The organism is Neptuniibacter sp. QD72_48 (genome assembly GCF_047778065.1).
Lineage (GTDB): Bacteria > Pseudomonadota > Gammaproteobacteria > Pseudomonadales > Balneatricaceae > Neptuniibacter.
Genome location: NZ_CP180547.1, coordinates 552,766 through 566,100, shown reverse-complemented (window position 1 = coordinate 566,100; position 13,335 = coordinate 552,766). Strand labels below are relative to the sequence as shown.

The 13,335-nt window shown below is 45.5% G+C and carries 14 protein-coding genes; 7 read left to right on the top strand and 7 right to left on the bottom strand.

Translation table 11 applies throughout. The features are described 5' to 3' along the window. Positions 1–11 precede the first annotated feature (11 nt). The 3 genes from ACMXYX_RS02375 (at position 12) to ACMXYX_RS02365 (ending at position 3,445) form a co-directional block, all read left to right on the top strand. Entirely contained in the window at positions 12–1,664 is a 1,653-nt protein-coding gene (locus ACMXYX_RS02375) for an acyl CoA:acetate/3-ketoacid CoA transferase (protein WP_415883390.1), read from the top strand. A 274-nt stretch (positions 1,665–1,938) separates the two neighbouring features. Further along, on the top strand, positions 1,939–2,445 hold the full coding sequence (locus tag ACMXYX_RS02370; protein ID WP_415897471.1) for a SixA phosphatase family protein: 507 nt from the start codon (positions 1,939–1,941) through the stop codon (positions 2,443–2,445). 43 nt (positions 2,446–2,488) lie between these two features. Beyond that, entirely contained in the window at positions 2,489–3,445 is a 957-nt protein-coding gene (locus tag ACMXYX_RS02365; protein WP_415897470.1) for an AEC family transporter, read from the top strand. Here the strand turns inward: ACMXYX_RS02365 and ACMXYX_RS02360 are convergent. Both ACMXYX_RS02360 and ACMXYX_RS02355 read right to left on the bottom strand, forming a co-directional pair. Then, the gene (locus ACMXYX_RS02360; protein ID WP_415897469.1) at positions 3,442–4,134 is read right to left on the bottom strand and encodes a helix-turn-helix transcriptional regulator; all 693 of its coding nucleotides are present in this window, start codon (positions 4,132–4,134) and stop codon (positions 3,442–3,444) included. The genes ACMXYX_RS02365 and ACMXYX_RS02360 overlap by 4 nt on opposite strands. A gap of 15 nt (positions 4,135–4,149) precedes the next feature. Continuing rightward, entirely contained in the window at positions 4,150–4,470 is a 321-nt protein-coding gene (locus tag ACMXYX_RS02355; RefSeq protein ID WP_415897468.1) for a hypothetical protein, read from the bottom strand. Between the two features lie 102 nt (positions 4,471–4,572). Here ACMXYX_RS02355 and ACMXYX_RS02350 point away from each other — a divergent pair, with 102 nt between their 5' ends. Genes ACMXYX_RS02350 through ACMXYX_RS02340 form a run of 3 tightly spaced genes read left to right on the top strand, consistent with a single transcriptional unit; the run spans position 4,573 to position 6,812 of the window. Next, positions 4,573–5,169, top strand: coding sequence for a hypothetical protein (locus ACMXYX_RS02350; RefSeq protein ID WP_415897467.1), 597 nt, complete (start codon positions 4,573–4,575; stop codon positions 5,167–5,169). Further along, entirely contained in the window at positions 5,166–5,756 is a 591-nt protein-coding gene (locus ACMXYX_RS02345) for a hypothetical protein (RefSeq protein ID WP_415897466.1), read from the top strand. Before ACMXYX_RS02350 ends, ACMXYX_RS02345 begins: the two co-directional genes overlap by 4 nt. 3 nt (positions 5,757–5,759) lie before the next feature. Then, positions 5,760–6,812: a methyltransferase gene (locus ACMXYX_RS02340; protein ID WP_415897465.1), complete on the top strand. Its 1,053-nt coding sequence runs from the start codon at positions 5,760–5,762 to the stop codon at positions 6,810–6,812. Here ACMXYX_RS02340 and ACMXYX_RS02335 read toward each other — a convergent pair. Genes ACMXYX_RS02335 through hemA form a run of 5 tightly spaced genes read right to left on the bottom strand, consistent with a single transcriptional unit; the run spans position 6,809 to position 11,259 of the window. Continuing rightward, entirely contained in the window at positions 6,809–7,237 is a 429-nt protein-coding gene (locus ACMXYX_RS02335) for a CoA-binding protein (protein ID WP_415897464.1), read from the bottom strand. The two genes, ACMXYX_RS02340 and ACMXYX_RS02335, sit on opposite strands and share 4 nt — an antisense overlap. Beyond that, complete coding sequence (locus ACMXYX_RS02330; RefSeq protein ID WP_415897463.1) at positions 7,230–8,003, bottom strand: molybdopterin-synthase adenylyltransferase MoeB; 774 nt, start codon at positions 8,001–8,003, stop codon at positions 7,230–7,232. The genes ACMXYX_RS02335 and ACMXYX_RS02330 overlap by 8 nt, the downstream gene beginning before the upstream one ends. 10 nt (positions 8,004–8,013) lie before the next feature. Then, the gene (prmC, locus tag ACMXYX_RS02325; protein WP_415906443.1) at positions 8,014–8,856 is read right to left on the bottom strand and encodes a peptide chain release factor N(5)-glutamine methyltransferase; all 843 of its coding nucleotides are present in this window, start codon (positions 8,854–8,856) and stop codon (positions 8,014–8,016) included. 43 nt (positions 8,857–8,899) lie between these two features. Then, complete coding sequence (gene prfA, locus ACMXYX_RS02320; protein ID WP_415883379.1) at positions 8,900–9,988, bottom strand: peptide chain release factor 1; 1,089 nt, start codon at positions 9,986–9,988, stop codon at positions 8,900–8,902. After that, positions 9,988–11,259 (bottom strand): glutamyl-tRNA reductase, encoded by a 1,272-nt coding sequence (gene hemA, locus ACMXYX_RS02315; RefSeq protein WP_415883378.1) that lies wholly within the window; start codon positions 11,257–11,259, stop codon positions 9,988–9,990. The genes prfA and hemA overlap by 1 nt, the downstream gene beginning before the upstream one ends. A gap of 376 nt (positions 11,260–11,635) precedes the next feature. Here hemA and ACMXYX_RS02310 point away from each other — a divergent pair, with 376 nt between their 5' ends. Further along, positions 11,636–13,333, top strand: a complete 1,698-nt coding sequence (locus ACMXYX_RS02310; RefSeq protein WP_415897462.1) for a tetratricopeptide repeat protein — start codon at positions 11,636–11,638, stop codon at positions 13,331–13,333. Positions 13,334–13,335: the final 2 nt, after the last annotated feature.

Here is a 13,335-nt window from a genome sequence, read left to right as displayed (position 1 = left end):
TGGTATTCAGGATGTCTCAGAATAAGCTGATCTCAGCCGATCAAGCGGCAGCATTAATTCAATCAAATGACACCATAGTTACAGGCGGCTTTATCGGTATTGGCTTTGCTGAAACCCTTGCAAAAGCGATCGAAAAACGATTTCTAGATCAAGGCACCCCCAACAATCTCAGCCTACTTTACGCGGCCGGCCAAGGCGATGCCCAAACCCGTGGTTTAAATCACTTTGCCCATGAAGGAATGATTAAGCGCGTCATCGGCGGGCATTGGGGGTTAGCACCCGCCCTCGGGAAAATGGCGTTCGAGAATAAAATCGAGGCATATAACCTTCCTCAAGGAGTTATCTGTCACATGTTCCGCGATATTGCTGCAGGTAAACCGGGCACTCTCACACGCGTAGGGTTACACACCTTTGTAGACCCACGTATTGAAGGTGGTCAAGTTAATAGCCGCACAGAAGAGCAACTAGTACAACTACTTGATCTTAACGGTGAAGAAGCCCTTCTATACAAACACTGCCAACCCAACATTGCCCTGCTACGTGGCACAACAGCAGATAGTAAAGGCAATATATCCATGGAACGTGAAGCCCTGCCTTTAGATGCTTTAGCGATTGCGCAAGCCGTCAAAAACAGCGGCGGCAAGGTGCTAGTGCAAGTTGAACGTATTACTGCACAACACAACCTAACACCAGATAGAATCCGCATTCCGGGAATTTTGGTCGATCATATTATTCAAGCTCCAGCTGAAGACCACCCTCAAACTTTTGCCGAATCCTATAACCCAGCCTACAGTGGTGAAATTACGTTACCGGCTCAAGCAAGCAAACCTGTTCCTTTAGATGCAAGAAAAATCATCGCACGTCGCGCACTAATGGAGCTCAAAAATAATGCTGTGGTCAATCTGGGGATCGGCATGCCAGAAACGTTAGCAGCCGTTGCAGCTGAAGAAGGAAAGATAGAAGATTTCACTCTAACCGTTGAGCCTGGCGGCATCGGCGGCCAACCCGCAAGCGGGCTTAGCTTTGGTGCAACAAGTAATGCAGAAGCGATGGTAGACCAACCTGCTCAGTTTGATTTCTATGATGGCGGCGGTTTGGATCAAGCCTTTTTAGGGTTGGCGGAAACATGCCCTGAAGGTCACGTTAACGTAAGTAAATTCGGCCCTAAACTCGCTGGTGCTGGCGGATTTATCAACATTACCCAAAACACTAAAGATGTGTACTTCCTTGGAACATTCACCTCAGGGAAACAGTTATTAGAAGTACATGAGCACGGATTAAAAGTGATAGAGAACGGGCCTCTTAAGAAATTTAAAAAATCTGTACAACAAATCACATTTAATGGCGGATACGCCATGCAATGCCAGCAACGGGTCACCTTTATCACAGAACGTGCCGTATTTAAGCTAACTCCTAAAGGATTGTTACTGACTGAGATTGCACCGGGTATCGATCTGCAGAAGGATGTTCTGGATCAGATGGAGTTTATGCCATTAATAGATGATCACTTAACACCGATGGACGAGCGCTTATTTCGCGAAAGCCCTATGCGCCTCAATCAACCCGGTAGCAGACCGATGCAGCAGATGCGGGCATTAATGAAGAACGTTCTTCAACCGCAAAAACCGGTCCCACAACCGTCAAAGATGTACTCAATTTCGTAAGATCGTCCTTTTATCATCCAGCAATAAGATAGGGGAAGGTACACAACGTACTGACCCCATTGCCATATTCTCGCTGTGCGGCGGACTTGTGCTAAGGCTCTATTCTTATTGCAGAGAGCGGTTCACGTCATTACTCAAATCTATACTGCACTTCACCGCAGCCCCGGATTTTAGTCTTTTGGCCGCTCTCCGGATGTTTTTTCATCTCGGCTGACTCGCAATTCCAGCTATCTAAAGTAATACTCCTAAGAGCGTCTAACTGCGGGAGCGCTTTATGAAAAAGCTAACTTTAGTTCGTCACGCAAAATCCAGCTGGAAAGACCCCACTCTTGATGACTTTGAGCGCCCTCTCAATAAGCGTGGTCAGAGAGACCTTCCAAAGATGGCTACGCGTTTAGGTGAATATGGCATCGAACCAGAACTCATCTTAGCAAGCAACGCAAACAGAGCATTAACAACTGCCTCCGAAATCCACCGGCACCTCAATTTAAAACCGGAACAATTGCAAACCCATCCAGAACTGTATGCATCTTGTGCCGAAACACTGATGTACCTTTTGCAAAACCAATCAGATCATCTGAGCAGTATTATGCTGGTCGGCCATAACCCAGCGCTACACCAACTAGCTGATATGCTGACTCAAAGCCACTTAGAAAAGTTTCCAACGGCAGCGGTTCTTCACATGCATCTAAGCATTACCCAGTGGCATGAATTAGCAGCGGGCTGTGCCACCAGCATTCTATTCGATTACCCGAAAAAGCACGCTTCAACCGCCGCCTAAGCAACTATGATAAACTGTACTCTTTATTCCAGAGTGAGTGCCTGTGGATCTTTACCTTTCATCGCTCAGTTTTACTGCGAGTATCACTGCCCCTATCTTTTTTATTGGTTTCCTTGGCTACGTACTAAAACGTGTAGGGCTGATTGATGATGCCTTCATAAATACAGCATCAAAGCTCGTATTTATGATCACTCTGCCAGCCTTGGTCTTTATGTCTATCTCAAGGACAGACTTTCACGCAGTCTTTAATCCGGAACAACTGGGTTTTGTCTTAATAGGCACTCTGATCAGCTTTATCGCTCTTTGGTTTCTTGCTAAGCGCTGGATCAAACAACCAGAAGACTTAGGCGTTTTTATACAAGGTGCGTTTCGAAGTAATTACGGCATTATTGGTTTAGCTGTGAGCTATAACCTGTTTTCTGATTCCGGTTTAGCTCAAGCATCCCTATTACTGGCACTCGTGATTCCTCTATTTAACGTCCTTTCAATCATTGCATTAACTCTGCCAGCCAAACATAAAGGTGGCGCAAGTATCGGCAGCACTGTATTAGAAATCGTAAAAAACCCACTGATCATTGCGGTATTGCTGGCACTTCCGTTCTCTTACTTCGGTTTCCAGCTTCCCGAAATTGCACAAAAAACGGGGCGTTACTTCGCCAATCTGACCCTACCTTTAGCCCTATTGGCTATAGGCGGCTCATTGAACATGAAGAGCTTACGTAGCACTTCTTCACAAGCCACTTGGGCGACCTTATCAAAGCTACTTTTTATCCCTCTGATATTAACACTCGCCGCATGTGCATACGGCTTCAAAGGGCAAGATTTAACCATGCTCATGGTTCTATTTGGATGTCCGACAGCTGCTGCCAGTTTTGTTATGGCTAAAGCGATGGGAGGAAATGAGAAACTAGCGGCGAATATCATATTGATGACGACCATAGGCTCTATCCTCAGCCTATCGGCGGGCATCTATATCATGCGCATTACAGGTGTAATTTAAGCTTCCGTACATTCTGTACGCTTAAGATAGGTCTGCAAGCTAATTTGATCAGTGGTTTCAAAATGACGGGACAATTGCGTAAGCGACTGGATACGATCCAATCTAAACATACGAAAATCATCGCGCAGCTCACACCAAGCGACCAAGGTCCAAACAGCGCCCCAGTAAACCAAACCTAAAGGCCAGATTTTACGTTCGGATTGTTGTTTATCTTCTCGTTGATAACCAATAGAGATCACAAACCGATTCTTGATTGCGACTCTGATCTGGTCGCTGTATTGCGTTGTCCATTGTCGATGCAATCCAGGAACAACAAACCATTCAGGACCTTCAATATATTGATCATAAAGTTCAGTCGGCAAAACCGCTTTGACCTTATCTAGCACTCGGGAAGCAGACTGACCCAGATGCTGATCACTACAACCCTGCACTAAACGTACGCCAAGCAACAGTGCTTCGAGTTCTTCTTCATCAAACATCAAAGGTGGCAGGTTAAATTCAGGGCGTAGGCGATAGCCTACCCCCGCTTCACCTTCAATAGGTACACCGGAAAGCGAAAGCGCCTGTATGTCTCGGTAGATAGTTCTCTCAGAGACTTCCAACACCTCAGCCAAGGCGCTGGCCGTTAAAGCGGTTCGGCGGCCGCGCAAAAGCGTTAATAATTGAAATAAGCGTTCCGCTTTCCTCATTGGCAATTTAGCTCCCTAAGCCCCTTCGCAAATCATCGCTTCTGTTTGTACTTCCATATGGCGCATATGACAACTGTCCATATCAATAAGGCCGCACAACGACTGGCCTTCGTCAGATTTCATAAATGCATCTCCCGCCGCTTTAGCTGTTGGCATATTCTGCCAATAAGCTAAATCGTGCAGTAAGCCATTTTCATCTTCGCTCACTGAGCGATACAGAAAGCCTTCCTGCTTCTTCAGCCACTCATTAACCTTGTCATGAGTCGATGCAAAGTCAGCTTTATTCACGCCCGATTTCAGATTGTAAGTTACCATTTCCACGACGGTTGTTGTCATTGTTATTCTCCTTAATCCAATTCTTAAATATGACAACAGGGATGCTAAACTAGGCCTACTGACAGCGTAGTGTCAGTAGAGTTTTATTAAATGAGGATAAAGATGTTTAAGTTATTCAAAAGCGATCGATTAGCAAAAGCTTTTAAGGCGATCGATGCCGATGATCTGACCAAGCTACAAAAACATCTGCAAAAACTCGAACCGGAAGAAATCAATCAACCAGTCTCTGATGATACTGCGCCTTTAGCTGAAGTATGTATTCTTAAACAAGCACCAAAAGCGTTAAAGCTGGTGCTAAACTTCGGCGCTAATGCAGACCAAACAAGTCACACCAATGCAAATCTAACACTTGCAGAACTGTCACTTAGACAAGAAAACAGCCTGCCATTATTAACAGTGCTTTACACTGCTGGCGCCAAAACAAATCCAACACCACTTCTGCAGCAATGCTTTGATCATTGCTCCGAACAAGAACTCATGCTGCATCTATCCGTCTTGCTCCAGTATGGTGGGCAGCTCGATGATGAGCTTATTCATAAAGCCTTAGCTAGCGATCAGTTACCGCTTATCCACTTTATTATAAATTCTGGCGCATGTTGTCCGAACGATATCGACCAACACAGTTACTCAGAAGAGACGCTAAACTATGCGCAAAAATGCTGGGACGATCAGAAAATTAGAGCGATGTTTCTCTCATGACAGATTCAAAGAGATGCTTTGTAATAGCCATCGCAGGCGCACCTGGTAGCGGTAAGACCTCTTTAACCTTAGCCCTAGCTAAACTGCTAGATGCAGACACACTCTTCTACGATGATTATCAACAAGCCACAAATCAATCCATGGCCGAAATCCTTCAATGGATGAAACAAGGTGGCGACTACAACAATTTAAATATTCCCGGCTTTGCTGAAGCGATTGCCGCCCAGATCCAAACCTCTGATAAAAGCTTCTTGTTGATTGAAACCCCATTAGGCCGACATCATCACGCCAGTGGGCAATATATTGATTGCCTAGTTTGGCTAGACACCCCTCTTGATATTTCACTTGCTCGTAACATCAAAGCCTTTAGCAACGAATTTAAAAAAGCCCCATCTGACTACGTTCAGCAACTGGACTGGCTAGCTCATTACCTTGAAGGTTACATTCAAGATATCCGCGCTACACTCGTCATACAACAAGAACGCCTAACCGAAGATGCCGATATTAATATCGATGGCACACTACCACTTGGCGAAATAGCTCAGCGCATTTACCAAGCGATCTCACAAGAACAATCAAAAGGATAAACAATGCAGCCTCTTTGCCTTGATGATTCAACAGCTGAACAACAGGACTGGAAAGCCTACCTTTGCATCGAGGCATTTATTCAAGATTTTGTCACAGCCCAAGCACTGTTTACGGCTTTACAACTAGGCCTGATCAAAATCCTATCAGACCAACCTCGTTCTGAAGATGCTTTGCAACAAAGCCACCCTAAAGTGACAGCCCTGGGCATGCTGCTCCAACAATTAAAAGCAGCTAATGTCATTGAGCAGGACGATAAACTTCGATGGAAACTGACGGCGGATTTCAGCCAAACACTCCCCTTCCAAGATCTGCTACTTTCCAAATTGGAGTTTGCAAATCTATTAGCACCTGACCTTTTGGAGCACTACACACTGTTCCTTGAGGACATGCCTCGTTTTATTCAGCAAGCTAAGGTATTTGAACTGTTCGCTTACAATCGCTGTTTTGAGGTCACGCCAGAAAACATTACTGCAACCCGTCGCTGGATGCGCTTCACCACCTGCTTAACCCGCTACGAAGGCCGTGTAATTGCTAAACACGCCGATCTGAGCCATATAAAAAATCATTTGGATATCGGAGGAAACAGTGGAGAATTTGCACTGCAATTATGCAAAACCAATCCAGCACTCAATTCAACTATTATCGATCTTCCTGTGGTGTGTGAAGTAGGTAAAAGACACATTAGGGGTGAACAAGAAACAGATCGAATCGATTTTAAAGCTGCAGACGCTCTTGTGGATAAACTACCGCAGCAACAAGATCTGGTGACCTTCAAATCGATCTTGCACGATTGGCCAATAGAAGCCTGTGCACAATTTATCCGCCAAGCGACGAGCACATTAAATGATCGGGGTGAAATACTGATATGTGAAAGAGGACCATTAGATCTAAGTGATCCAGTACCTTATGGCCTCTTGCCTATGCTGCTATTCAATCGCTCTTTCCGTGAGCCCAATGCTTATATTGAGTTATTGGAAAGCAATGGTTTTAACAACATTGAGATTGAAACCATTCAGTTAGAAACGCCGTTCTTCCTAATTCGAGCTAGACGTTAAAACTTGAGGGGGGTATTAATTGATAAGTCAGGAATATCGATTTTAGGGCAGCGATTTACTACAACCTTAAGGCCTGCATCTTCAGCACGTTTCTGTGCGTCAGGGCTGTAAACCCCTAACTGCAACCAAACGGCCTTAGCTCCGATTTGAATAGCCTCGTCGATAACCTCTCCAGCCTGATCGCTGCGACGAAACACATCGACCATATCTACCGTTTTATCAATATCAGCTAAAGAGGCCACAACCTGCTCACCGTGCAGAGTTTCACCCTCAAGTGCAGGGTTGACCGGGATAACGTCATAATCGCAAGTTTTCAAGAAAGCCATCACACGAAAACTTGCGCGCTCAGGCTTGTTACTCGCACCTACTAGCGCGATAGTCCGGACACTTTCTAAAACATCGATAGATAACTGATCGTCAGTCATGACTATCACCTTCGGCATGCATGCCTTTGCAAACACTACACTCTGGGTCTTTGCGCAATTTAAGGGTGCGCCAATCCATGGCTTTTGCATCTAAAAGCAGTAAACGGCCTGCCAAGTTCTCGCCAACCGAAGCCAAAACTTTTAATGCTTCTAATGCTTGAACCGATCCGATAATACCGACTAGAGGCGATAAAACACCGGACTCAGAGCAAGTAAGCGCTTCATCACTTCCCTCTTTGTAGAGGCATTGATAACAAGGTGATTCTGGATTAAGCGGATCGTAAACCGCCACCTGACCTTCCATACGGATAGCCGCACCGGAAACCAATGGTTTCTTGTGCATAAAGCAGGCACGGTTAATCGAAAACCGAGTACTAAAGTTATCAGTACAATCAACCACAAGGTCAACGGTTGCGACTAAACGCTGCAAAGCCTCGTCGTCTAAACGCTCATACAACGCTTTAACTCGAGTATCTGGATTTAGACCAGCAATGGTATTTCGAGCTGAATCCACTTTAGGCGCACCAATGCGCTTAGTGTTATGAGCAATCTGACGCTGTAAATTGGAAAGCTCCACTTCGTCATCATCCACTAGGATAAGCTCACCTATACCTGCCGCAGCTAGGTACATAGCGACAGGACTGCCCAAGCCACCTAGACCGATGATCAAAACTGTCGAATTTAACCAGATCTCCTGCCCATTGATATCGACATCAGGCAACATAATTTGGCGGCTGTAGCGTAATAGCTGCTCATCACTCAGCATTGTTTTCTCCTTAAGCGCAGGTATCACCTGGCCATAATGCAAAGGTTACTCGCTCATTATCGCCATAATCACGCTGAGTACCTATTTCTGTATACCCTAAACTGTCCAGCAAGGCGCGGCAAACAGGACCTTGGTCATAACCATGTTCAAATAACAGGTGGCCACCAGGCACAAGGTAACTTCGAGCCTGTTCACATATGTGTTTGATATCTGACATACCCTGATCTTCAGCCGTGAGCGCCGAAAGAGGCTCAAACCGAACATCGCCTTGCTCTAGATGCGGATCTTCCGGATCGATATAAGGTGGATTACTGACGATCATATCGTAATGACCATGGTGGGGTTCAAACCAGCTTCCCTGTATGACTTCTACGTTTTCAAGCTGCAATCGGGCTCGATTGCGCTCAGCCAATTGTGCCGCCTCCGGCACAAAGTCTGATGCAATCACAGTCCATTCTGGATTTTCATAAGCTAAAGCTAAAGCTATGGCTCCTGTTCCCGTGCCCAAATCAGTAATACGTGCGTGCTTCTTAGTGCACAACTGCAAAGCCTTTTCGACCACCACTTCGGTATCGGGACGAGGAATCAAGGTATGAGGGGACACTTCCAAGTCAAAATCCCAAAAACCTCGCATACCGATAATATGCGCAACAGGCTCACCTTTGAGACGCCGATCAATCATCACTGTCAATTGATCAACAATTTTTGGGTCTAACTTTTTTTCAGGCCAAGTAAACAGGTAGCTGCCCGGCTTATCGAGCAGATGACATAGCATCAACTCAACATCTAATTGAGCCGACTCACTGACACCACCGAGTTGATTACTTAGTTTTACCGCTTGCTTAATCTGCATAGAGATTTAATACATATCAAAAAGGGCCATACAGGCCCTTTGATTAACTTTCTTCGGAGAGCGCCCCAAGCTGTTCTGCTTGGTGCTCATTTAAGAGCGGCTCAACAACGTGTTGCAGCTCACCACCAATAATCTCCTGCAGCTTATATAGCGTTAGGTTGATACGGTGATCCGTTACACGACCTTGTGGATAATTATAGGTACGGATTCGTTCAGAGCGGTCACCACTACCCACTAGACTTTTACGCGTACTTGCCATTTCGGCTGCCTGTCGTTCGTCTTCTGCAGCCTGTAAACGAGATGCTAGAAGTGACATCGCCTTAGCACGGTTCTTATGCTGCGAACGCTCTTCCTGACACTCAACTACTACACCTGTAGGAATGTGGGTCAAACGAATAGCCGAATCAGTTTTATTGACGTGCTGACCACCAGCACCTGATGCACGGAAGGTATCAACACGTAGATCAGCTTTATTGATCTCGATCTCAGCGGACTCATCCATCTCTGCCATAATTGCAACGGTACAAGCAGACGTATGAACACGGCCTTGAGACTCGGTTTCAGGAACACGTTGTACACGGTGTGCACCGGATTCGAATTTCAGCTTCGAATACACATCCGTCCCAACGATACGAGAGATAACCTCTTTATAGCCGCCATGGTCACCTTCGTTAACGCTGATAACCTCTACACGCCAACCCTGTACTTCCGCGAAACGAGAGTACATACGGAAAAGATCACCGGCGAAAATAGCTGCTTCATCGCCACCGGTTCCGGCACGTACTTCCAAGAAGACGTTGCGAGAATCATTTGGATCTTTAGGTAATAAAAGAATCTGCAGTTCAGCTTCAAGGTTTTCGATACGCTCTTTAACGGCAGGGTATTCCTCTTTTGCCATCTCTCGCATATCAGGGTCACTGTCAGCCATCATCATCTCGGCTTCTTCAAGATCATCCTGCGCTTGATTAAAAGCTGCAAATGCCTGTACCACAGGCTCTAATTCGGAATATTCCTTGGAATAATCACGAAACTTATCCTGATCTGAGATAATTTCTGGATCAGACATTAGAGCAGCAAGCTCTTCGTATCGATCGCTAAGCTTTTCTAGCTTACTTAGAATAGATTCTTTCATTATTTCTCATTCTTAGCATGTTCACCTAACTGGTGAAGCTCTTGCACCAAGTCCAGTAATTCACTGCGCCCTTCAGCGCTTGCTTTACGCATTTGAATTGTAGGATGGTGCAGCATTTTATTCGTCAGGCTACGCGCTAACATGGTTAACACTTCTTCAGCTGGTTTACCATTCTCCAGCTGTTTTAACGCTCGGCCTAATTCTTGATCACGCAAACTTTCTGCCTGACCACGGAAAGCCGTTAATACATCAACCGCTTCCAGTGAACGCAACTGGCGCATAAACTCATGCGCGCCTGTTTCTATAATCTCTTCTGCCTGCCTAGCAGCATCTTCACGGCTACGTTGGTTCTCTTCGATAACCTCTTTAAGGTCATCGACCGTATACAAATAAACATCATCCAGTTCCGCAACTTGCGCCTCTATGTCACGCGGAACGGCTATATCAACCATAAAGATAGGGCGGTGCTTACGTTGCTTAAGCGCGGACTCAACTGCACCTTTACCTAGAATAGGCAACTGGCTGGCAGTAGAAGCAATCACTATATCGGCCTCGGCAAGCGCATTTGGAATATCACCCAACAAGATCGCTTTACCATCAAATTCATCAGCCAATGCCAAAGCACGATTAAGGGTACGGTTAGCCACCGTGATATCTTTAACGCCAGCATTCGCTAAATGGCGCGCTACCAACTCTATGGTTTCACCTGCGCCAATCAGTAACGCTTTGCTTTCGCGCATATCCGAGAAGATATGCTGAGCAAGGCTTACTGCTGCATAAGCAACTGATACTGGGTTTTCACCAATCGCCGTATCAGTACGCACCTGCTTAGCCACAGAAAACGTCTGCTGGAATAAGCGTCCCAGCTCGGCACCTACATGGCCATTTTCTTGAGAAAGGCTATATGCCGACTTCAGTTGACCAAGTATCTGCGGCTCTCCCAATACTAAGGAGTCCAAACCGCTCGCAACACGCATCATATGACGCGCGGCATCTTCACCCCAGAAAGCATAGGAACATTGCTGCAGTTCATCAGGATCTAAATCGTGGTATTTGCCTAGCCATTCCAACAGGGCTCTCGACCCTTCTATGGCAGAAGAGCAATACAGCTCTGTACGGTTACAGGTCGATAGGATGGCAATCTCTTTCAGATCAGCAAATTCGGCAGCACCATTCATCGCTTCAGCAAGCAGCTCGGGGGCAAACGCCACGCGTTCGCGAACCTCTACCGAAGCCGTTTTGTGATTGATGCCTAATGCAAGTAACGCCATGCGATCCGCCATACCAAAAAATCTACCGTCGTATAGACGGCACTACAAATCAACTGAAGCTGATCTAAATCAGCGCGCTATGATACAACGCTTTGCGACAAAGGTTAAAAGGCAGCACCACAATTTAGGCAACTTCGATCAAAAAACAGCGGATTAATTACAAATCTTTGGACAAAATCCACATAAATCGAACAAAAATAAAGAACCTTAGGTCTAACTCTTTAAATTAAGGTCAAAGTCAGCATGTATGAGTAACAATCTAAAAATCGTTAACTTATTCTCTTTAAAACCTTTGGTCGGTAGCTGACAAGCCACAGGTTATTCAACTATAGTGACCAAATCATTCAGGGATGTCGGGGCTATTACGGCTGTATACATGAATAAATCACTTATCGTTTTAACTTGTGTCTTCGCCTTATTACAAGGCTGTCAAAGCACCCCAACGAAACAGACACAAGAAGTTACCTCCGAGCCAGTTAATTACGTAGATGGCGAGTTCAACCAAGAATCTCTTTACGATTTATTACTTGCCGAGATTGCAGGGCAGCGCAGGCTCTTCCCTGTAGCCCTGGAGAACTACCTCAAACAAGCTGAGAAAAGTCAGGACTCTGGCGTTGCAGAACGCGCCACACGAATTGCTCAATACCTAAGAAACCCTGACAAAGTCATTCAGGCGTCCCGACTTTGGCGCGAAATTGCTCCGTCTAATCCAGAGCCTTATCAAATAGAAGCGAATATGCTTCTACATAAAGGCAAATACACCGAGGCACTGCCTTTGGTTGAGAAGGCCTTAGAGTTCGATCCATTACGCACCTTGGCTTTGATTCGTGGGCAAGTAGAACGTATTGATCCCCAAGTCTTATCCGGCTACATCACGATGCTAAATAAACATCGTCAATCAGCCGATCCTCGCTCCGATCTCGAACTGACTCTAGCATTGCTGCATCGAGCTAATAACAACGAACAGGCGTCACTCACCTCTTTTAATCGCGCCCTTACGATAGACCCCGAGAATCCAGAAGCGTTGATACAAAAAGCTGAACTGCTGCGTTCTCAAAACAAAGTTTACGATGCACTTAAGCTTATCCGCTCTGCTTTTGAACAACAGCCGAATAACCGTCAGCTGCATATTCTTTACACACAGCTGTTATTCCAAAATAAGCAATCTAAACAAGCGGTCTCTCAAGCAAAAGAACTGCTAAAAAACAATTTAAAAGATCATCAGTTAACCTACTACTTAGCCCTGTTGATGCTCGAGAATGAAGCACCTAAGGACGCTAAAGCAGCCTTTTTGCGATTACTTGAACTAAAACCTGAGGACACGTCACCGCATTTTTATTTGGGCCACATCGCTCAGTCGGAAGAGAAGCGTGATCAAGCGATTGAAAATTACAGCTCTGTAAAAAATGGCTCTAACGTTCTGCAATCCCTATCTCGAGTCAGCTCGCTTCTTAAAGATCTAGAAGACAAACCTCGCCTACAGCAGATTTTATCTGATGCCAGAGCTAGCATGCCTAATCAGGCCGCATCAATTTACACATTAGAAGCAGAATGGCTAAACCTCCATAATCTAAAAGAGGAAGCCCTAGCTGTATTAGAAGATGCGCTAGCACTCTTTGTTGATAACACTGCACTGCTATACACCCGGGCCATGATGGTGGAATCCACTGATTTCCCACAAGCGGAAAAAGATCTACGCCGAGTATTAGAATTAGAACCCGGCAATGCTACAGTGCAGAATGCATTGGGCTACACCTTACTTCTACATACTGAGCGTTATGAAGAAGCTTACAAATTGATTCAAGCCGCATTAACTACAGAACCTGAAGATCCTGCCATTTTAGATTCAATGGGTTGGGCTTTGTTTAAATTGGGTAGAAATCATGAAGCCGTAACTTATTTAGAAAAGGCTCATGCTTTATATTCCGATCCTGAAGTCTCTAGTCACCTCATTCAGGTATATTGGGCAATAGATCAAAAAGAGAAAGCTCGTTCACTGCTCCAAAGAAGCCAAAAAGACAATCCTGGTGACCCTTTCCTAGAAGAAGCAGCACAGCTAATTAACGCAGAGTAATT

Coding starts and splice junctions, on each gene's coding strand:
- ACMXYX_RS02360 (WP_415897469.1), bottom strand. CDS start 4,134: ATGAGGAAAGCGGAACGCTTATTTCAATTATTAACGCTTTTGCGCGGC.
- ACMXYX_RS02335 (WP_415897464.1), bottom strand. CDS start 7,237: ATGACTGACGATCAGTTATCTATCGATGTTTTAGAAAGTGTCCGGACT.
- ACMXYX_RS02310 (WP_415897462.1), top strand. CDS start 11,636: ATGAATAAATCACTTATCGTTTTAACTTGTGTCTTCGCCTTATTACAA.
- ACMXYX_RS02355 (WP_415897468.1), bottom strand. CDS start 4,470: ATGACAACAACCGTCGTGGAAATGGTAACTTACAATCTGAAATCGGGC.
- ACMXYX_RS02375 (WP_415883390.1), top strand. CDS start 12: ATGTCTCAGAATAAGCTGATCTCAGCCGATCAAGCGGCAGCATTAATT.
- ACMXYX_RS02340 (WP_415897465.1), top strand. CDS start 5,760: ATGCAGCCTCTTTGCCTTGATGATTCAACAGCTGAACAACAGGACTGG.
- prmC (WP_415906443.1), bottom strand. CDS start 8,856: ATGCAGATTAAGCAAGCGGTAAAACTAAGTAATCAACTCGGTGGTGTC.
- ACMXYX_RS02330 (WP_415897463.1), bottom strand. CDS start 8,003: ATGCTGAGTGATGAGCAGCTATTACGCTACAGCCGCCAAATTATGTTG.
- hemA (WP_415883378.1), bottom strand. CDS start 11,259: ATGGCGTTACTTGCATTAGGCATCAATCACAAAACGGCTTCGGTAGAG.
- ACMXYX_RS02345 (WP_415897466.1), top strand. CDS start 5,166: ATGACAGATTCAAAGAGATGCTTTGTAATAGCCATCGCAGGCGCACCT.
- prfA (WP_415883379.1), bottom strand. CDS start 9,988: ATGAAAGAATCTATTCTAAGTAAGCTAGAAAAGCTTAGCGATCGATAC.
- ACMXYX_RS02350 (WP_415897467.1), top strand. CDS start 4,573: ATGTTTAAGTTATTCAAAAGCGATCGATTAGCAAAAGCTTTTAAGGCG.
- ACMXYX_RS02370 (WP_415897471.1), top strand. CDS start 1,939: ATGAAAAAGCTAACTTTAGTTCGTCACGCAAAATCCAGCTGGAAAGAC.